The sequence below is a fragment of the Qipengyuania proteolytica genome, from assembly GCF_019711565.1.
GTDB classification, from domain to species: Bacteria; Pseudomonadota; Alphaproteobacteria; order Sphingomonadales; family Sphingomonadaceae; genus Qipengyuania; species Qipengyuania proteolytica.
The window spans coordinates 1,010,448-1,029,609 of sequence record NZ_JAIGNN010000001.1 but is presented as its reverse complement, the minus strand read 5'-3'; the positions used below and the strand labels follow the sequence as shown (position 1 = coordinate 1,029,609).

At 66.4% G+C, this 19,162-nt stretch carries 17 protein-coding genes; 2 read left to right on the top strand and 15 right to left on the bottom strand.

Annotated elements, in window-relative coordinates:
* Positions 1-63: 63 nt before the first annotated feature.
* The 9 genes from virB11 to K3172_RS04940 form a co-directional block, all read right to left on the bottom strand.
* A complete protein-coding gene (virB11, locus tag K3172_RS04980) occupies positions 64-1,089 on the bottom strand; it encodes a P-type DNA transfer ATPase VirB11 (protein ID WP_221587530.1) in 1,026 nt (341 codons plus the stop codon).
* Between the two features lie 13 nt (positions 1,090-1,102).
* Positions 1,103-2,236, bottom strand: coding sequence for a TraB/TrbI/VirB10 family type IV secretion system protein (locus K3172_RS04975; RefSeq protein WP_247717926.1), 1,134 nt, complete (start codon positions 2,234-2,236; stop codon positions 1,103-1,105).
* Positions 2,236-3,012: a TrbG/VirB9 family P-type conjugative transfer protein gene (locus K3172_RS04970; protein ID WP_221587528.1), complete on the bottom strand. Its 777-nt coding sequence runs from the start codon at positions 3,010-3,012 to the stop codon at positions 2,236-2,238. The genes K3172_RS04975 and K3172_RS04970 overlap by 1 nt, the downstream gene beginning before the upstream one ends.
* Complete coding sequence (locus tag K3172_RS04965; RefSeq protein WP_221587526.1) at positions 3,012-4,187, bottom strand: TrbL/VirB6 family protein; 1,176 nt, start codon at positions 4,185-4,187, stop codon at positions 3,012-3,014. Before K3172_RS04965 ends, K3172_RS04970 begins: the two co-directional genes overlap by 1 nt.
* Entirely contained in the window at positions 4,184-6,628 is a 2,445-nt protein-coding gene (locus K3172_RS04960; RefSeq protein ID WP_221587524.1) for a VirB4 family type IV secretion/conjugal transfer ATPase, read from the bottom strand. Before K3172_RS04960 ends, K3172_RS04965 begins: the two co-directional genes overlap by 4 nt.
* Positions 6,618-6,902 (bottom strand): VirB3 family type IV secretion system protein, encoded by a 285-nt coding sequence (locus tag K3172_RS04955; protein WP_221587522.1) that lies wholly within the window; start codon positions 6,900-6,902, stop codon positions 6,618-6,620. The genes K3172_RS04960 and K3172_RS04955 overlap by 11 nt, the downstream gene beginning before the upstream one ends.
* A gap of 1 nt (position 6,903) precedes the next feature.
* Positions 6,904-7,203 carry a TrbC/VirB2 family type IV secretion system protein gene (locus K3172_RS04950; protein WP_221587519.1) on the bottom strand — a complete coding sequence of 100 codons (300 nt, stop codon included), beginning with the start codon at positions 7,201-7,203 and terminating at the stop codon, positions 6,904-6,906.
* Positions 7,204-7,209: 6 nt separating this feature from the next.
* On the bottom strand, positions 7,210-7,839 hold the full coding sequence (locus K3172_RS04945) for a lytic transglycosylase domain-containing protein (protein ID WP_247717925.1): 630 nt from the start codon (positions 7,837-7,839) through the stop codon (positions 7,210-7,212).
* A gap of 160 nt (positions 7,840-7,999) precedes the next feature.
* Positions 8,000-8,374, bottom strand: a complete 375-nt coding sequence (locus tag K3172_RS04940; RefSeq protein ID WP_221587517.1) for a hypothetical protein — start codon at positions 8,372-8,374, stop codon at positions 8,000-8,002.
* A gap of 253 nt (positions 8,375-8,627) precedes the next feature.
* On the opposite strand from K3172_RS04940, the gene K3172_RS04935 reads away from it, so the two are divergent.
* Both K3172_RS04935 and K3172_RS04930 read left to right on the top strand, forming a co-directional pair.
* Positions 8,628-10,205: a hypothetical protein gene (locus K3172_RS04935; RefSeq protein WP_221587515.1), complete on the top strand. Its 1,578-nt coding sequence runs from the start codon at positions 8,628-8,630 to the stop codon at positions 10,203-10,205.
* 113 nt (positions 10,206-10,318) lie between these two features.
* Positions 10,319-13,063, top strand: coding sequence for a TonB-dependent receptor domain-containing protein (locus tag K3172_RS04930; protein WP_221587513.1), 2,745 nt, complete (start codon positions 10,319-10,321; stop codon positions 13,061-13,063).
* Between the two features lie 527 nt (positions 13,064-13,590).
* On the opposite strand, the gene K3172_RS04925 is transcribed toward K3172_RS04930, so the two are convergent.
* The 6 genes from K3172_RS04925 to K3172_RS04900 form a co-directional block, all read right to left on the bottom strand.
* Positions 13,591-14,265: a response regulator transcription factor gene (locus tag K3172_RS04925; protein ID WP_345725593.1), complete on the bottom strand. Its 675-nt coding sequence runs from the start codon at positions 14,263-14,265 to the stop codon at positions 13,591-13,593.
* 105 nt (positions 14,266-14,370) lie between these two features.
* The gene (locus K3172_RS04920) at positions 14,371-15,393 is read right to left on the bottom strand and encodes an aldo/keto reductase (protein ID WP_221587511.1); all 1,023 of its coding nucleotides are present in this window, start codon (positions 15,391-15,393) and stop codon (positions 14,371-14,373) included.
* A 211-nt stretch (positions 15,394-15,604) separates the two neighbouring features.
* Positions 15,605-16,342, bottom strand: a complete 738-nt coding sequence (locus K3172_RS04915) for an SDR family NAD(P)-dependent oxidoreductase (protein WP_221587509.1) — start codon at positions 16,340-16,342, stop codon at positions 15,605-15,607.
* 10 nt (positions 16,343-16,352) lie between these two features.
* Positions 16,353-17,495 carry an acyl-CoA dehydrogenase family protein gene (locus tag K3172_RS04910; RefSeq protein WP_221587507.1) on the bottom strand — a complete coding sequence of 381 codons (1,143 nt, stop codon included), beginning with the start codon at positions 17,493-17,495 and terminating at the stop codon, positions 16,353-16,355.
* A 3-nt stretch (positions 17,496-17,498) separates the two neighbouring features.
* On the bottom strand, positions 17,499-18,476 hold the full coding sequence (locus tag K3172_RS04905) for an NAD(P)H-dependent flavin oxidoreductase (protein ID WP_221587505.1): 978 nt from the start codon (positions 18,474-18,476) through the stop codon (positions 17,499-17,501).
* A gap of 57 nt (positions 18,477-18,533) precedes the next feature.
* On the bottom strand, positions 18,534-19,142 hold the full coding sequence (locus K3172_RS04900; protein WP_345725592.1) for a flavin reductase family protein: 609 nt from the start codon (positions 19,140-19,142) through the stop codon (positions 18,534-18,536).
* Positions 19,143-19,162: the final 20 nt, after the last annotated feature.

Here is a 19,162-nt window from a genome sequence, read left to right as displayed (position 1 = left end):
AACTGTTGTTCCGACAACGCAGGCAACCCCGCAGATGACGCTACGGCATGGCCGGATAGTGCCTCAGACCAGCGTATGGCTCTCGGCGATCTGCGAAATGCCGCGCTTGCCCGAATTATCACGCCCGAGTTGCACGATCACGTCGATCACGCTCGCCGCATAGGAAATCGTGTCGCTGCGAGTAAGGCCAATCCCGGTCTGCATGACCATCAGCGAAAGCTGTTCGAGCGCGCCGCGCAGGCTGTTGGCGTGGATGGTCGAAAAGCTGCCCGGGTGGCCGGTGTTGATTGCGCGCAGGAAGCTGACGCTTTCCGCGCCCCGCAATTCGCCGAGTACAATGCGGTCGGGACGCAGGCGCAGCGCAGCCTGCAACAATTCGTTTGCAGTAACCTTGGCCTCGCCGAGCTCGCCTTTGACTGCGACCAGGCCGACGCCGTTTTCGCCCGGCAGCTTGAGTTCGGGTGTATCCTCCACCAGCACCACGCGCTCGTGCTTCGGGATTTCACCGAGCATGGCGTTGAGGAAGGTCGTCTTGCCGGTGCTTGTGCCACCCGAGACCAGGATGGTGCGACGCTGGCGGATCGCTTCGCGCAGGAAAGCGACAGGCTGTGCCTGCGCATCGGGCATGGCGCCCCGGGTGAGCGGAGCAAGCGGCCCGGTGTCGTAGGCGTCAAGCGGCAGGTCCAGCCGGCGGTGGCGGCGGATCGCCATCGCCCAGTGCTTGCGCGCGGCAGGCGGACCGCAGAACTGGACGCGCGCGCCATCGGGCAGCGTGGCGCCGAGCAAAGGATGTTCGCGATTGATGCCCTGGTGACTGACCCGCGCGACCTGCTCTGCGAGGCGCTGAACCAGCCGGTCGTCGATCTCCGGCCGGGCAACCTTTTGCATGCCCCCCATCGCCGCGTCTTCCACCCAGACCTCGCCCGGGCGGTTGACGAGGATCTCGGTCACCGTGTCGCGCTCGAGCCATTCGCGGAACGGCGCGAGATAGGCGTCGAGATAGACGCTGCGCTCGCCTTGCAGGTCGACCGGCGGCGCGTCCTCGTCCGGATGCTCGTCCGGAAGGAAGGGGTGAATGTCCGCCGTCACGCCCCGAACTGCCTCAATTGACCGAGGAGAAGTCGAGATCGCGGCTGGTGAAGATGCGGATCGGGGCGCCGATGCCGACGCGCACCGTCGGGCCGCGCTGGCCGTCCTGCTGCGCCGCGGTCGCCGCCGCCGACTGGCTCGCACCGCCGACAATCACGCCGCCCGCGCCGCCGGTGGCGATGGTGCCGAGGCCGCCGACGACCGACAGCAGCATCGCGGAGCCGAAGCGCTTGAAGAAGCTGTTGCCGGAGACCTTGCCTTCGAGCCCGGTCGTCCCGTCGAAACCGATTGCGGGCGAAGCGAGGTTGACCGAGGCACCATCCGGCCGGATCAGGCGGGTCCAGATCACATAGGCGCGCTTCTGGCCGTTCTGCAGGCCCGACTGGTACTGGCCGATAAGGCGGCTCGAACGGGGCACGAGGACGCGGGTGCCGTCGAAGCTGCGCACGTCCTGGCTCACTACGGCGCGGACGAAGCCGGGCACGTTGGTGTCGATCGCGGTTTCCAGCACTGCCGGGATCAGCGTGCCCTGCGTGACCGTGGTCGCGGGATTGACCATCGCGCTGGCGCGGGCCGGCGCGCCGCCCACACCGCCAACACGACTGGCGAAATCAGATGCGGAATTGCCGGTGGTGCTCGCGGCCCCACCATCGCCGCCTGTCGCGCCTTCGAGCACCGCAACCCCGCCGGGGGCCGCACCGGAGTCGAACACAACCGTCGGACTGGCGAAGCGGTTGACCGCCTCCCCCATATCGGGGGCAGGCGCTGCCGCATAAACCGGCTGCGGTGCCGGCGCGGCGGCCATCGGGGCCACGGTTTCATCGACCGGAACGACCGGCGTGATCGCCTCGGGCGGCAAGGCCGGAACGACTTCCACAGGTGCCTGCTGGCCGCCGATGGTTTCCGGCGGGGCCACGCGGGCGGCGTTCATGCTCCACAGCGTGACGATGCCGAGGCCGGCCACGACCGCGATGCCGGCCACCAGGCCCAGCGCATCGGACTTGCCCCCGGGGCGCGCGACCGCGGGAAAGGCATTGCGCTGCGCAAGGTCGATGACCTCCGCATCTGCCTCATCGCGCGGATCGATATCGTTGGCGAATTTCTCGGTGCCCGCAGTCTTCTCGGGCAGGCGCATGGCGAGGCGCATCAGCTATCCCCTCTCTGGGCGAGCGCGGGCTGGCCGCGCGAGGCTTCCGGGGCGGCGGCGCGGTCCGGCCCGGTATTGACGAGTTCGGCGCGATCCTTGCCGGAGCGCAGGACGAGCGTGCGCGGAACGCCCTCGACCACGATGGTGTTGCCGCGCACGGTGAAATTGACCGGACCTTCGACGCCTTCGGCATTGGTCATGAGGATCGCCGGGACCTCCTTGCCCTCGGGCCAACTGAGAAAGGTCGCCTCGCCGTCGTCGAAGGTATTCTCGGGCAGCAGGTCGCTGTCCCCCGAGGAGGCCCATGCGAAATTCAGGTCGGAGGGGTCGATCGTGGCAAACGGATTGCCTGCGGCCGGCTGTTCTGCAGCGCCCGGAGCCTGCGCGAGCTGCGTCTCGTCCTCGGGCTCTTCGGGATAATCGAAGCGCAGCACATAGAGCGGCTTGCCGTTGGGGTTGGCGACGAGATCGAACAGGTAAGTCCGCTTGCTGGTGATGACCGTGAGGTTGGTCGAGGCGCGCGGGGCGAGCGGCTTCACGAACAGGATGTCGGCGCGCTTGTTGGGCGTTACCTGCCAGGCCTGAGAATCGCCAATCGCGACGTTCTCGATCGTCTCGTCGTCGCCGAACACGATCGACGCCTGGACGGTAACCTTGCCCTCGATGCGCACGACCTGCGCCTCGTCATAGAAGACCTCCACCAGCCGCGGGTCCTTGGCGGTGGCGGGTGCGGCCAGCAAGGCCAGGGCAAGCGCGGGATAGAGCGCGCGGTTCATCAGCGTTTCTCCACGGAACGGTCGAGGGCCTTGGGCGGGGCGGGCTTGAAGCGGCTGCCGATGCCCATCGCCCGGGTGGGCCCGAAACTAGGCGGCGCGACCTGACCGTTGCCTGAAGCGGTCGCGAAAACCTTGGTCGTGCGGCTGCCCCCGCCCGCGCCGCCAGCATCGTTGGCGGCTGCGGCGGTGGGCACGGCGGACACGTCGATCCGGCGAGCCGCTGCGCTCACCTGGTTCGCCGCCTGCGCCTGCGCCAGCGCAGCCTGCTGCTGGACGTATTGTGGCGCGGGTGCACTGGCGGCGGAACTGCTGTCTTCCTTATGCGGGACGAGGCCGAAAACGCTCCAGCCCGCGACCATTGCGCCGGCGACCTTCAGCACCAGCACCATCAGCGCGACATGCACCGCGCCGATCATGAAAAATCCCATAGCGGCCTGCGCATCGACCTGCCCCGGCACGGCGACCAGCGCGGTCAGCACCGGCACCGCGAGTTCGAGCATGATGCTGCCACCGAGCACCGCGAACAGCGGCGCGAGCGCGCACATGGTGAGGCCCTTGATCCAGCCGGTGAAGAGGCCCCGCGTGCCGTTGAACAGCGCCATCACCACGAACACCGGCCCCAGCGCCACGAGCACGCCGAGCGCGATCTTGGTCGTCACCAGCAGGCCGACGGTGCCGAGCATGAACAGCATGGCGCCCAGCCACATCATTCCCTCGGGCGAGAAGGCGGAGAAGTCCTCGCTGCCCCCGCCTGCTTCCTGGATCGCCTGGAAGACGACGTCGATCTTCTGCGCGAAAACTTCGGTCGCGCTGCCGCGCGTACCGGTCAGGATACCGGCGAGATAGTCGGGCGTGCCGACCGCGAGATTCCAGACCACGCTCTGGTAAGCGACCCAGCTGGTCGCGAAGGTCAGCACCAAGCCGAGCGTCATCGCGCGCGGCACCAGTGCACGCACGCCGATGTTCGTCCGCCCGGTCAGGAGCAGGAAGCCGAAGATCGCGATGTAGAGCGTCAGCAGGATCGTGAGCGTAGTGCCGAGCGCGCCGCCTGAAGCGAACAGGCGCCCGAAGGCAGCCGCCGCGGTCTCGCCCGCGACGCAGTCCACGCCCTTGAGCGCGGCGGCGACGCCGTTGCCGACCTGTTCGGCGGCCTGCTGGCAGGTCGCGCTCGTCATTCCGCCGCAAGGCCGAGCGGGATGTCGCCGGCCTCCCCGCTATCGTTCGCGCCGCCCGGCCATCTGGTGCCGGTGAGCGCGGGGAACCAGTCTGCCGGTGCATCGCCGAGTGCCTCGCGCAGCAGGTCGAGCCGGCGGACAGTGCTCTCGCGGCCGGACAGCAGCGTCAGCACCTCGGGCGCGCCCGACAGGTCGAGGCGCACCACGACGCTCGCATCGGGCTGGCGGACGAGGAAGCAGCGGCTGTGCGCGGGCAGCGTGCGGATCAGCGCGAGCTCGTGTTCGGTCAGGCCGAAGCCGTCGCAATAATCCTCCGGCCGGGCGCGCGAGTTGGGCATGAACACCATGGTCGCAGTCTGCTCGACCAGCGCCGTCGAAATACGGCTTTCGAGCGCATCGCGCGCGCTCTGCGTGGCGAAGCCAACCAGTGCATTGCGTTTCCGCAGCGTCTTGAGCCAGTCGCGGATGCGCGCAGCGAAGACCTCGTCGTCGAGCGCCTTCCAGCCCTCGTCGATCAGGATCATCGTCGGCTTGCCGTCCAGACGTTCCTCGATCCGGTGGAAGAGGTACATCATCGTCGGCGTGCGCAGGCGCGGGTTCTCGAGCAGCGCGGTCATGTCGAAACCGAGCACGCGAGCGGTCAGGTCCAGCCGGTCCTCGGCATTGTCGAACAGCCAGGAATGCTCGCCTTCCGCGATCCACGCGCCGAGCCGGTCGGCTAGGTCGCCGGGTTGCGGGCGGCGGGTGCCCGACAGCAGTTCCTTGAAGTGCCGCAGGCGGCGCAGCGAGGGATCGTTGGCGTAAGCTGCGTCCACCGCGCCGGCGATGGTCTGCTCTTCTTCCGGCCCTTCGGCCTTGAGCAGCACACCGAGCCAGTCGCGCAGGAATGCGCGGTTGCCCGGCGTATCGGGCAGCGCAAGCGAGTTGAACCCGGTCGGCTCGCCCGCGCGAATGCTGTCGTAGCGCCCGCCGATGCCGCGCACGAACAGCTCGGCACCGCGATCCTTGTCGAACAGGATGGTGCGGGGGGCAAACTTCTGCGCCTGTGCGGCGAGGAAGTTCATCACTACGGTCTTGCCCGATCCGCTCGGCCCGATGACCGAGAAGTTGCCGAGGTCGCCGTGGTGGAAGTTGAAGAAGAATGGCGTCGCGCTGGTGGTTTCCAGCAGCGTCACCGCATCGCCCCAGTGATTGCCCTGCGCCTGGCCGAGGGCAAAGCCGTGGAGGGAACCGAAGCTCGCCATGTTGGCGCTCGAAATCAGCGCGCGGCGGACGAGGTAACCCTCGTTGCCCGGGAACTGGCCCCAGAAGGCGGGCTCGAGGTTGGTATCCTCGCGCACCGCGATCGCGCCGGTATCGGCGAGCGCGGCGGCACAGGCGGCCATGGCATCGTCGAGGCGGCCGAGGTCGCGTTCCTTGACCATGACGGTCAGGTGATGGTCGCCGAAGCCGACCGCACCATTGCCCAGCGCATCGCGCGCGGCGAGCATGTCGGCGCGTTCGGCGGCGGCTTCCTCGTCCGCGCTCTTCAGGCGGCGGATCGCGAGGTCCATCCGCTCGCGCGCGGTCTGGCGCTCGGCGGGCGCGTAGCTTTCGCTCACGACCATTTCGTACGGCAGGCGCAGCAGGCTATCGAGCAGGCCGGGGCTGGTCGCTTCGGGATAATCCTTGAGGCCGAGAATACCGGCGAAATCGGGCGAACCCGACCCGCGCATCTCCATCGCATCGAGGCCGAAGCTGACGCGGCGATAGGGCAGCATATAGCCCAGATCGACGTCGTCCGCCGGCTTGCGGACGGGCCGCATCTCGCCATTGTAGAGCGCCGACAGCAGCTCGAGCACTTCGGAGTTCACATTGCCCTGCGGACCGACGTAATCCGCCAGCGGCGTCGCGCCATAGGCCTGCAGCGAAGCCACCAGACCCTGCGAGGCGGCACGCAAGCTGCGCAGGTCCTTGGGATCGGCTTCGAGCCGCTCCTTGCCCTTCCCCTTGCGCCTGAAGCCCTTGCCAACGCGTTCGACCAGACCCGCCTTGCCGCGCGCCGGGCGACGGATCAGGGTAATGAACTGATCGTTCACGAAGAGCTGGCCGGACCCCAGCCGCTCGCGCCAGCGCGCGTCGATGTGGCGGCTGATGGGATCGGGAAACTCGGCCTCGAGATCGACCGAGACGCGGCGTCGGATGACGTGGTGGTAGAGCACGAACCGGGCATCCAGTGTCGAGCGCAGCACCACTTCGCGCGTCGCCGCATGGGCATTGAGCGCCTCGCTATCCTCGGTCTCGAACAGCAGGCCGGGGACCTGGATCGCGGTCATCACCGAACCGTCGCGCAGCAGCAACGTGCTTTCGTCGATCAGGCGTGCGTAAGGCAGGCGGTCGCCCGCCCGCGCTTCCTTCGCGCTCCACGCCGCAGCGCCCATCCATTTGCGTTCACGCGGCATAGCTGTTGCACCCCCAGCGCTGGAAGTTCTTCACACGCGGGCACTTCGAAACCTTGGTGATCCACAGGTCGAAGATGCGCGGTTCGCGCAGGCAGGCGAAATAGCCGATGCCGTGCATCACCGCGAAGGTCAGCACGGCCAGCCAGCTGCCGGTGATCAGGAAAGCCTCGGTCGTCACCATCCCGTTGATGATGAAATAATTGTACGTCACGCCCGCGAACATCTGCGGACGCGTGAGCGCACGGTGGACGGGATGGCGAACGAGCGAGGTCATCTTATGCCGCCACGCCCTGGATACCGGCAACGATCGAAGCCGCGCCGAACAGGATGAAGACGCCGATGATGACGGTAGCGCCGAAACGCCAGTTGAGGCGGCCGGTCAGCATCATGAAGCCCACGGCAGCCACGGCCATGACCGCCACCGCGGTCGCGACATTGCCGAGCAAGGTGCCCTGCAGCCAGCCGAGCGCGGCCACGATCGGGCCCGACCCGGCCGGATCGGTCGCCTGCGCGAAGGCGGCGGTGGGGGTTGCAAGCAGGGCCAACAGGGCCGGAACAGAAAGACTACGCTTCAACTGGTGTTACTCCCGTGAGTGATCGGACAGGCGACCCATTATCGCTGCCACGTAGAGCTGAGTTTCGCGGATGCGCGGAATCCCCCCCGCGCGCTCGACCCTTCCCGGTCCCGCATTATAGGCCGCGAGCGCCTTTTCCAAGTCGCCATCGAACCGGTCGAGCTGTTCGCGCAGGTACCGCGCCCCGCCCTCCAGATTGGCGAACGGGTCGTCCGGATTGACCCCCAGATCGCGCGCCGTGCCCGGCATGAGCTGGGCGAGACCGCGCGCGCCCACCGGCGACACCGCACCATGCCTCCAGCGGCTCTCCTGCCACACCAGCGCCTCGATCAGCGCGGGGGCGAGATCGTAGCGGGTGGACAGTTCGGCAACCTTCGCCTGGTAGGTCACCGGGATGGCGGCACCCGGCGCGTCGGGATAGGCGACAGCGACATCGGGCACGAAGATCTCGGCGGGCAGCTCGCCCACCGGTTCGAATTCCGCCGGTCCAGCGGGCGCAGCCGAAAGCGCGGTGCCCCCGCCGGCTACCCAGCGCGCTCCGTCACCATCGATCTCCATGACATCCGCCTTCACGGGGAAGGCGATCAGCGCCGTACAGGCCAGTCCCATACCGAGCGCCAAGCGTGCGAGAATCATTGCACCCTCCGTCCGGTCCCGCTGGCCCTTTTATATGACAAAGGAGTGACCGTAAGGTGAATATGCTGAATATATCGCAAAGAAGACACCGTCCGGCACGAAAAAGCCCGCGTCCCCTGTGGAAACGCGGGCCTTGAGAAGCCTGAATGCGGTGGCTCTCTTATCGCATGGACATGGCGTAATAGCGGGCGAACTCGCCACGCTCGAGCGATGCAAGCGCACGACGGGCGAGATGGCGCGAATCCGCGAAGTCGCCGGTCGATGTTTCGAGCTCGACACTGGTGTCGGCATTCGCAGCGGCCTCGAAATCGGCGCGCGCCTCGGTGAAGCGACCCATCCGGGCGAGCGCGATGCCGTGGTTGATCAAACGGGCCGGATCGTCCGCCTCGAGCTGCGTGCAGGCCTCGATCGCCTCGGCTGCGGCGCGATCTTCGCCCTGCACGAGCTCTTCATAGCCGACGTCGAAAACGGTTGCCGGCGCGTCGATGGCCCCCTGTGCCATGAATGCCAGTGCAAGTGTGGTGGCAAGCGCCATGACAAGTCTCCCCTTTGGTCTCGTTGCAGCAGGAATATGGGCACCGGTCGTCGACTGCAACAAAACTGAAACATTGTCATATTTCTGAAACGTGCCCTGTTCGTCGCAGGAAGCCGAACAATCTGTTGAAACTGCAACACAACGGTCACGAAGCGACACAAACTGTCACGAACGGTCCGTAGCGGGCGAGTCGCGATCAACGAATTCGCGACATCTTTTCCGATTCACCCGGTTTTTGAGGGGACCGTTACCCGTGACCAACTTCCATCGTTCGCTCGTGCTCGGCTGCAGTGCGCTGGCTCTTGCCAGCTGCGGCGCCGACGAAATCGTCTCGCCCGGCACCGGCGGGAACATCACCATCAACAACCCGCCGGCCACGTCGACTCCGACGCCGACCCCCACCCCGACACCGACCTCGGCACTGGTGACCCCGGCCAACGGCTGCCCGACGATTTCCGATCCGACCGGCCTGACCGACAGCGGCACGATCTCGGGACCGACCGGCGAATATCGCATCTGCACCCTGCCCGCGCGCTTCACCGCCAGTTCGACCCTCCCCTATATCCGGGGCCTGGTCTATCGCATGGACGGCCGCGTGGATGTGGGCACTGACGGCGGCCCGACCGCTACGGCTGCGGACACCAATGTCGAACTGACGATCGAACCGGGCGTCATTATCTACGCTTCGGGCTCGAGCTTCCTCAACGTCAACCGCGGCAACACCATCCAGGCGAACGGCGCTGCCGACCGCCCGATCATCTTCACCAGCCGCGACAACATCCAGGGTCTCAACACGAACAATTCGTCGGGCCAGTGGGGCGGCGTCGTCCTGTCGGGCCGCGCGCCCGTCACCGACTGCATCGCCCCCGGCGCGACGCCGGGCACCACCGCCTGCGAGCGCCAGGTCGAAGGCGCGGCCCAGCCGGCGCTGTTCGGCGGCGCGACGCCGACCGACAGCTCGGGCAGCATGAGCTACGTCCAGATCCGCTATTCGGGCTTCGTCCTGTCGGGCGACAACGAACTGCAGTCGCTGACCACCGGCGGCGTCGGCTCGGGCACCACGCTCAACCACATCATGAGCTTCAACAGCTCGGATGACGGCGTCGAATTCTTCGGCGGCGACTTCAACGTCGGCAACCTCATCGTGGTCGGCGCGGAAGACGACAGCATCGATACCGACACCGGCGTCAAGGCGGACATGCAGTTCGTAATCGCGGTCCAGCGTGCCGGTGCCGGCGACACGATCATCGAAGCCGATTCGACCAACGCCTTCGAAGAAGACGCCCCGCGCCAGAACACGCGCATTTCGAACGCCACCTTCATCCACAATGGCGGCGACCAGGACCAGGCCATCCGCATCCGCGGCAGCGCCGACTACACGATCGTCAACTCGATCCTCGTCGATGCCACCGGGGCGACCCCGTGCCTGCGCGTGGATGGCACCAGCACGTTGAACCGTGCCGCCGGCGCAGCGCCCAACGAAGCGGGGCCGCTCGTGTTCAACTCCTTCGTCCTCGATTGTGCCGTCGACTTCCGCGACAGCTCGGGCGGGGTCACGGCGGCTGACATCCAGAACCGCTACAACGCCGGTTCGAACAACAATGCGAACTTCACCAATACGCTGACCATGACCTTCATGAACGGGTCGAACGAAAGCGCCGTGGTGGTCTTCGACCCAACCTCCATCTCCAGCTTCTTCGTCCTCCCGGACGAAATCGGCGCCGTCTACGCGTCGAACGCCAGCTGGGTGGAAGGCTGGACCTGCAACTCGAGCACGGTGACCTTCGATACCGCCGTGACGAACTGCACCGGCCTGCCGGTCTACAACTAAGCCGAACTACCGCCGCGGGGCGCGAGATTGCGCGCCCCGCGGCTTCTTTTCTTTCACCGGAGCCCGCCGGCTCCGCGCTCTTACAAGGCCTGACTATGAGGGGGTCTCGAACCATGTCGACCGGCAAGCAACTCGCTTCGCTGCTCCTGCTCACCACCGCGCTCAGCGTTCCCGGCACCGCCTACGCTCAGACAACCGCTCCCGATACGGGCGCGGAAGCTGTCCCGAGCGAAGACGAAGCCACCGACGAAGCACTCGCGCAGCAGGTGGAGGGGGTCGACGATACCCCGCAGGAAGAGGCCTACGAGGAGCCCGAAGTTTCGGTTCCGGGCGGTGCGATCGTCGTGACCGGCCGCCGCCGCCAGGACGTGACGCGCGCCTCCACGCAGGTCGTCTCGGTGCTCGACACCGCCAGCATCGCGCGGACCGGCGAAGGCGATATCGCCGGCGCGCTGACCCGCGTCACCGGCCTCTCGACCGTCGGCAACGGCCTCGTCTTCGTGCGCGGCCTGGGCGATCGATATTCGCTCGCCCTGCTCAACGGCCTGCCCCTTCCCTCGCCGCAGCCACTCAGCCGCGTCGTACCGCTGGACATCTTCCCGACCAGCGTCGTCGCCTCCAGCCTCGTGCAGAAGACCTATTCGGCCAATTATCCCGGCGAATTCGGCGGCGGCGTGATCAACCTCACGACCCGCGCCATTCCGCAGGAAACCTTCGTCAAGATCAGCGGCAGCATCGGCACCGACACCGAGACGACTGCCGGCACCGGCTACACCTATTACGGTTCGAGCTACGACTGGTTCGGCTTCGACGACGGTCGCCGCACGATCCGTCCGCAGCTGCAGAACTATCTCGACAGCGGACTCCAGATCAACGACCCCGAGGTCGACCAGCGCGCGATCCTGCTCGAACTGGGCGATCCCAACCTGATCCTGCTGCAGAGCACCGACACGCTGCCGGTGAACTTTTCGGGCAATATAACCGCGGGCACCGCTATCGACGTGTTCGGCGACGGCCAGCTGGGCATCATCGCCACCGCGGGTATCAGCAACAAGTGGCGCAACCGCTTCATCACCAAGCAGTCGGCGATCAACGCGGACCTCGATCTCGACAGCGACGGCCGCGAATTCGTGACCGACAACCGCGTGCTGGTGAACGCCATGCTCGGGCTCGGGCTCGAAGTGGGCGAGCACCGCTTCCGCTTCACCAACCTCTTCATCCGCGACTCGCTGAAGCGCGCCTCGCTGTCCGAAACGCAGGATTTGCAGGACGACGATACCGACCAGGTGCAGAACACCTCGTGGTTCGAACGCCAGCTGTTCGACACGCAGTTCACCGGCGAGCTGAAGTTCGGCGATCTCGGCATCGACCTGCGCGCGGGCTACGCCCAGACGCAACGCGAGGCGCCCTATGAGTGGACCTTCACCTATTCGCGCACGAACAATGCCGGCGACCCGCTCGGCAACCTGTTCCTCAACACGCTCGACCCGCAGCGCGGCGGCGCGGTGGTCTCTTTCTCCGACCTGAAGGAAGACCTCTATTACGGCGGCGTGGACGTGAGCTACCAGCTCGCCGACTGGCTCGGCGTGACGGTGGGCGGCGCCTATACCGACACCAAGCGCATCTCGGCCCGCCGCGAATTCGATATCCGCGCGCAGGGCGACTATCCCGACGTGTTCGGCGCCTTCCGCCCCGATGCGCTGCTCGGCGATGCGCTGATCGAGCTCGGCTACGACCGCGACGCGCAGATCGCTGCGGGCATCGGTCCGTTCACCTACACGATCTTCGACACCACCGGGTCGGACCCGGCCTTCGAAGCCGGTCTCGAGATCAAGGCCGGCTACGTGCAGGCCCGCGTCGCCCCGATCGAAGCGCTCTCGCTCGACCTCGGCGTGCGCTATGAAGACGCGGTGCAGGAAGTGATCCCGCTCGGCCTCGACGATGCACCCAGCGGATCGGCCAACACCACGCTGATCGCCAACGACTACTTCCTCCCGGCCGGTACGCTGACCTGGGAAGTGGCCGACAGCCTGCAGTTCCGTCTGAACGCGTCGAAGACGATCGCCCGCCCGCAGTTCCGCGAGCTGATCTTCCAGACCTATTTCGATCCGGAAACCAACCGCCAGTTCAACGGCAACCCGCAGCTGGTCGACAGTGAGCTGACCAACTACGAAGCCCGCCTCGAATACTACTGGGGCTCGGGCAGCCGCGTCAGCCTCGCCGGCTTCTACAAGGATATCGAGCGCCCGATCGAGGTATTCTCGAGCTTCTCGGACAACGAACAGGTCAGCGGCTTCGCCAACGCCCCGGCGGCGCAGCTCTACGGCGCCGAGTTCGAGATGCAGTGGAACAAGGACCTCTATTCGCTGGGCGAATGGTTCGAGAGCAAGCGCTTCGTCGCGGTGGCGAACTACACCTACACCCAGTCGGAGCTGAAGGTGGCCGACGGCGACATCGCGCAGGTCTTCCCCTCCGCGCCGCAGCCGGCGACCAACTACTTCCGCGATGGCGTGCCGCTGACCGGCCAGTCGGACCACCTCGTCAATGTCCAGCTGGGCATCGAGGATCTCGACAAGGTCAGCCAGGCGACGATCCTGCTGAGCTATGCCAGCGAACGCGTCACCAGCCGCGGCACGGCAAGCCTGCCGGACATCATCGAGAACCCCGGCCTGCGGCTCGATTTCGTCGCGCGCCAGGGCTTCGAGATGGGCGGCGCAGACATGGAACTGAAGTTCGAGGTCCGCAACATCACCGGCCGCGACTACCAGGAATACCAGGACAACGGCACACGGCGGATCGACATCAACAGCTACGATGTCGGCACGACCTTCAGCGTGTCGCTCTCCGCCGAGTTCTAAGGCTCACTCAGCCTTTCTTCCCGGAAAGGGCCGCCTGCGAGGGCGGCCCTTTTTGGTAGGGGGGCGTGGGGCTGCGCTCAGGCCAGCATGTCCGGTTTCCGCATCAACGAAGACGCGCTGCTGCGTCTGGTTATGGGTGGTAAGCGGACCTTCGGAATTATTATCCGAGCCGAGCTTTCACCAACCTAAGGCAAGCAACCGTAAGAGCTCCAAGAGTAGAACCTGTAAGGCTGAAACCGAAGGCGAATGCAGTGAAGCGAACCGATCCGGAACCTGCTGCGAGTGAGGCTAAGCACGGAACCAAGGCGACAGCAGCCACTAACTTCCAGCGCGTTGAAGTCAGAAAGCCGTGAGCAAGAAAACTTGCCACGAATGCGGCCGCGCATGATCCGAACAAGAACAATCCTACGCCCACGAAAACCTCATTGCCGCTCTGCCATGAATGGCTATCGCTATTACCTACGGCAATTTCCAAGGTCCGCAATCGGGTCGATCACTGCCGGTCCGCTTTCGGACACCAACCGCGTCTAGTGGGAGTCGTACACATACCCCAGCGAGCGAACCGTCCGCACGCGGTCGCCGGCGCCCTTGTCGCGCAGGGCCTTGCGCAGGCGGCCGATCCAGACGTCGACGGTGCGCTCGTCGATCGGCGGTTCCTGCTTGCCGAGCGCCTCGATCAGGTCGGCACGGCTGAGCACGCGGTCGGGATTCTGGGCGAAGAAGCGCAGCAGGCGAAATTCGTTGGGCCGCAGCTCCAGCGCCTGCTCGGCCCAGCGCGCCTGCAAGGCAGCGGCGTCGATGGTGAGTTCGCCCAGCTGGAGGCGTTCCGCGACGCCCGGCTGGCTGCCGCCGGCCTGCAGCGCCATGACGCGGTCGAGCACGCTGGTGCGGTCGACCGGCCCGATCATGTAATCGTCCGCCCCCGCACGCAGCGCCCGGCGCTTGTCCTCGGCATCGTCCTCTTCGAGCACGATGGTGATGTGGGCCTCTTCCGTGCGCGGATCGGCGCGCAGACGGCGGCACATCTCGAGGCCGGAGAGGTCGTCCATCACCCAGTCGACGAAGGCGCAGACCGGCCCCTCCACCACGCGGTGCGGGCCGTCGGGATAGAGCCGGCCGAAGGCATAGCGCGTCTCGCCATGCATGAAGTCCTCGATCAGTTCGCCCAACCGGTCGGTAAGAAAGATATTGATGGCTTGCACGCGGTTCGAATCCCACCCTGTCGGATGAGCGATGGCGCGGCGATGTGACGCGTTTGTGACCCTGCCCGCGCCGAGTGTAACACTTCGCGCGGAAAGGCGATTTTCCTAGCCGTCCTTGAGCGTGAGCGACCAGTTGCGCGGAGCCGTGGAGGCGATCCCGACGGGATTCTTGGGGCGATAGGGTTCTTCCAGCCGAGCGACTTCTTCGTCGGACAGATCGAGCGTCATCGCCGCGATCGCCGCGGCGATATGGCCGTCCTTGGTCGCCCCGATGATCGGCGCGGTGATGCCCTTGGCGAAGTGCCATGCCAGCGCCACCGTCGCCCGCGAGGTGCCGCGCGCCTCGGCAATCGCGCCGACCGCATCGACGATCGAACGGTCCGCCTCCTGCGTCTGCGTGTAGAGCAGCTTGCCGAAGCCGTCGGTCTCGCTGCGCACCGTGCTCTCGTCCCACGCGCGGGCAAGCTTGCCGCGCGCGAGCGGGCTCCACGGGATCAGGCCGACACCCTGGTCGCGGCACAGCGGGATCATCTCGCGCTCCTCCTCGCGGTAGAGCAGGTTGACGTGGTTCTGCATCGAGATGAAGCGGGTCCAGCCATTCGCCCGCGCCACTTCCTGCGCCTTGGCGAATTGCCACGCGGCCATGCTCGAAGCCCCAATATAACGCGCCTTGCCCGCCTTCACGATGTCGTGCAGCGCCTCCATCGTTTCCTCGATCGGGGTGGTGTCGTCCCAGCGGTGGATCTGGAACAGGTCGACATAGTCCATCTTCAACCGCGCGAGGCTGTCGTCCACGGCCTGGAACAGGCTCTTCCTCGAATTGCCCCCGGTGTTGGGGGCCTGCCGCCACGGCAGGAAGGCCTTGGTCGCGAGCACGATCTCGTCACGCTTGGCGAACTCGGGCAGCAGCTTGCCCAAAACCTCTTCGGACGCGCCCATCGAGTACATGTTGGCGGTGTCGAAGAAGTTGATCCCCGCCTCCACCGCCTCGCGCATGAAGGGGCGGCTCTCGTCCTCGGACAGCACCCAGTCGCCGTGCCAGCCGCGGCTGGTGTCGCCATAGCTCATGCAGCCGAGGCACAGGCGCGAAACCTTGAGGCCGCTGGGGCCGAGATTGACGTATTCCACGGGTGGTTCCTTCCACGGTCGGGCGACAGTCGGGCGACAAGGGCGACACCCTGTCGCCCGGCGCCTATCGCGTTATCTATCTATTTTTATTCATCAAAATTGCATTCTCGGCGACAGCCGCCCGGTCACTCGCCCCCGCCCCCGGGCAGCTTCGGCCTTGTCACGCACCGTGGCAGAGGCGCGCGCTGTAGGAAAGCCCGCTTCCGCCCGGTCAGGACAGCGTCATGCCGCCATCGACCCGGATGGTCTGGCCGACCACGTAATCCGCCAGCGGCGAGGCGAGGAACAGCGCCGCGCCCGCCATGTCCTCGGGCGTGCCCATGCGGCCTGCCGGGATGCGCGCGACGGCCCCGGCGGCGCGCTGAGCATTGTCGGTGGTCACCTTGGTCAGCTTGGTCGGGACGAGGCCCGGGGCGATGCCGTTCACGCGGATGCCCTCGCCCGCCCAGGCTTCGGCAAGGCTGCCGACGAGGCTGACCGCCGCCGCCTTGCTCGCCGCATAGGCGGGGTTCCCGATCATCGCGTGATAGGCCCCGACGGAACTGACGATGATCAGCGAGCCACCGCCCTCGGCCAGTTTCGGGCGCACCGCGCGCGCGCAATCCATCAGCGAGTCGAGATTGACCGTCATCACCGCGTCCCAGCCCTCGCGCTCGAACTCCTCGCGCCGGTAGCGGACCGTGCCCTGGCACAGCACGACGACGTCGAGTGCGTCGGGCAGGCCGAACCCCGCCACCGCCTCGCGGTCGGACACGTCGAGCGAATGGAAGGTCAGCCCCGCAAGGTCGCTTCCCTCCTCCGCCGCATAGTCGCCAGGCGATGCGCGCGTTCCGGTCACATGGACCGCCGCACCACGCTCGCGGAAGCCGTGCGCGATGCCGTTGCCGATCCCGCTCGTCCCGCCGACGACGAGGACGGTCCTGCCGGTGAAATCGAGCGGATCGGACACAGGCACCTCCTCAGATCGAGCGGCTGATCACTTCCTTCATGATCTCGTTCGTTCCGCCGAAGATGCGGGTCACACGCGCGTCGCGCCACAGGCGGGCGATGGTGTATTCGTTCATGTAGCCCGCCCCGCCATGCAGCTGCAGCGCCGCATCGCAGACCTCCCATTGCAGGTCGGTATGCCACAGCTTGGCGGCTGAGGCCTCGTCGGTTGTGAGCTCGCCCGCGAGGTGCTTCTTGATTGCCCAGTCGAGATGCGCCCAGCCGACCTGCAGCTTGGCCTTCAAGTCGGCGAGGGTGAACTTGGTGTTCTGGAATTCGAACACGGTCTTGCCGAAGGCCTTGCGGTCCTTGGTGAACTTCACCGCTTCGTCGAACGCCCGCTGCGCGCTGGCCTGCGCGCCGACCGCGATGCCGAGCCGTTCCTGCGGCAGTTCTTCCATCAGGTGTATGAACCCGCGGCCTTCCTGCCCGAGGATATTGGTCTTGGGTACGCGGCAGTCGTTGAAGAACAGCTCCGACGTGTCGGCCGAGTGCTGGCCGATCTTGTCGAGATTGCGCCCGCGCTCGAAGCCCGGCGTGTCGGCATCGACCAGCACGAGGCTGGTGCCCTTGGCGCCCTGCGTCGGGTCGGTCTTGGCGACCACGATCACGCAATCGGCGTTCTGCCCGTTGGTGATGTAGGTCTTGGAACCGTTGATCACGAGATGGTTGCCATCCTCGATCGCGGTCGTGCGGATGCCCTGTAGATCGCTGCCCGCACCCGGCTCGGTCATGGCGATGGCGGTGATGATGTCGCCGCTGACCATGCCGGGGAGGTATTTCGCGCGCTGCTCGTCGCTGCCGAGGCGCTCGAAATAGTTGGCGGTGATGTCGTTCTGCAGCGTGAAGCCGGCGGAGCTGCCGAGGTAGGACAGCTCCTCGCACAGCACGCAGTTGAAGCCGAAATCTAGCCCGAGGCCGCCGTTCTCTTCCTTGACCGTCGGGCACAGCATGCCCGCCTCGCCCAGCGCCTTCCATGCCGAGCGCGGGACGATGCCGTCCGCCTCGTGCTGATCGAGATGTGGCGTCATGTGTTCGGCGAAGACCTTGCGCACGGTGTCGCGGAAGGCTTCGTGGTCCTCGTTATAGGCGGTGCGATAGCTGGTATCGAGCATGGCTCAGGCTCCCTGGAAGCGCGCAAGGCGGCCGGTGATGATCTCCTCGGCCTCGGCCATGATGCGGTCGATCAGTTCCTTGCAGGTCGGGATGTCGTCGATCAGGCCTGCGACCATGCCGCAGGACCAGGCGCCCGCGTCCATGTCGCCTTCGGTCATGATGCGCGGATAGACGCCGGCGACCTGTTCGATGATGTCCTCGAACTTGAGGTCGGTGCCCTTCTCCTTCTCGATCCGGAGCAGTTCCTCGACCGCGTCGTTCGTCATCACACGCTCTGTGTTGCGCAGCGGGCGCATGACGAGGCGGGTGTCGAGTTCGGATGCGGCGACGATCGCCTTCTTCACGTTTTCGTGCACCGGTGCTTCCTTGGTGGCGATGAAGCGCGTGCCCATGTTCATGCCTTCCGCGCCCATGGCGAGGCTGGCGACGAGGCTGCGACCGTCGGCCATGCCGCCGCTGGCGACGAAGGGGATCTCCAGCTCGTCAGCCGCGCGGGGCAGCAGGATCATGTTGGGAATGTCGTCCTCGCCCGGGTGGCCGCCGCATTCGAAGCCATCGACCGACACCGCATCGCAGCCGATCGACTGCGCCTTGAGGCTGTGGCGCACGCTGGTGCACTTGTGGATCACCTTGACCCCGGCGTCCTTGAAATAGGGCAGGACCTGCGAGGGATTGTTGCCCGCGGTTTCCACCGCTTTCACGCCGCCGTCGATGATCGCCTTGACGAGGCCGGGGTAGTCCGGCGCGTTGACGGTGGGCAGGAAGGTCAGGTTCACGCCAAAGGGCTTGTCGGTCATGTCCCTGCAGCGCGCGATCTCGTTGGCGAGCTTTTCCGGCGTGCCGAGCGTGAGGCCGGTGATTATGCCGAGGCCGCCCGCGTTGGAGACCGCCGCCGCCATCTCCGCAAAGCCGACATAATGCATGCCGCCCTGGATGATGGGATGCTCGATGCCGAAGAGTTCGGTGATGCGGGTCTTCATGGGCTGCCTCTCTCACAGTTGCTTTTCGCAACCGGTATCGAGGCGCGGGCCGAGAGTCTAGCGCTTCGCCAGCCCTTGCAGCGCCGCGAGCAGGTCGTGACCGCGCGCCGTAAGGGAAAGCGCGTCGTCACTCCGCTCGGCCAGCCCTTCGCGTTCGAGATCCTCGCCCGTCGGCGCGCGCATGACGCGGCCGTAGCGCCCGCTGTGATAGATCAGCGGCTCCGCCTCGCGCCGGTCGAAGTCGACCACCTCGCCAAGGAAGATGGCATGGTCCCCGCCCTCGTATTCGAAACGCGCCCGGCAGCCGAAGCGGGCGGCATAGCCTTCGATGAGCGGCGCGCCCTCCGGACCATCGGATACGGCTAGCCCGGCGAATTTGTCCGCCCCGGCGCGGGCGAAGCGGTCCGACATGCCCTGCTGGTCGGCAGAGAGCACGTGGACCGCCCAGTTCTCGGCATCGCGGAAGACCGGCAGCGTGCCCGATTGCAGCGACAGGCTCCAGAGCACCATCGGCGGGTCGAGGCTGACCGAATTGAAGCTGTTCGCCGTGAGTCCGAAGGGCTGTCCATCGGCGTCCCGCGCGGTGACGATGGTGACGCCGGTCACGAAGGACCCCAGGGCATCGCGAAAGGCTTGTGCGTCGAACATTGCAGTCTCGGTACTCACGGCTCGCGCGCAGGGCAACA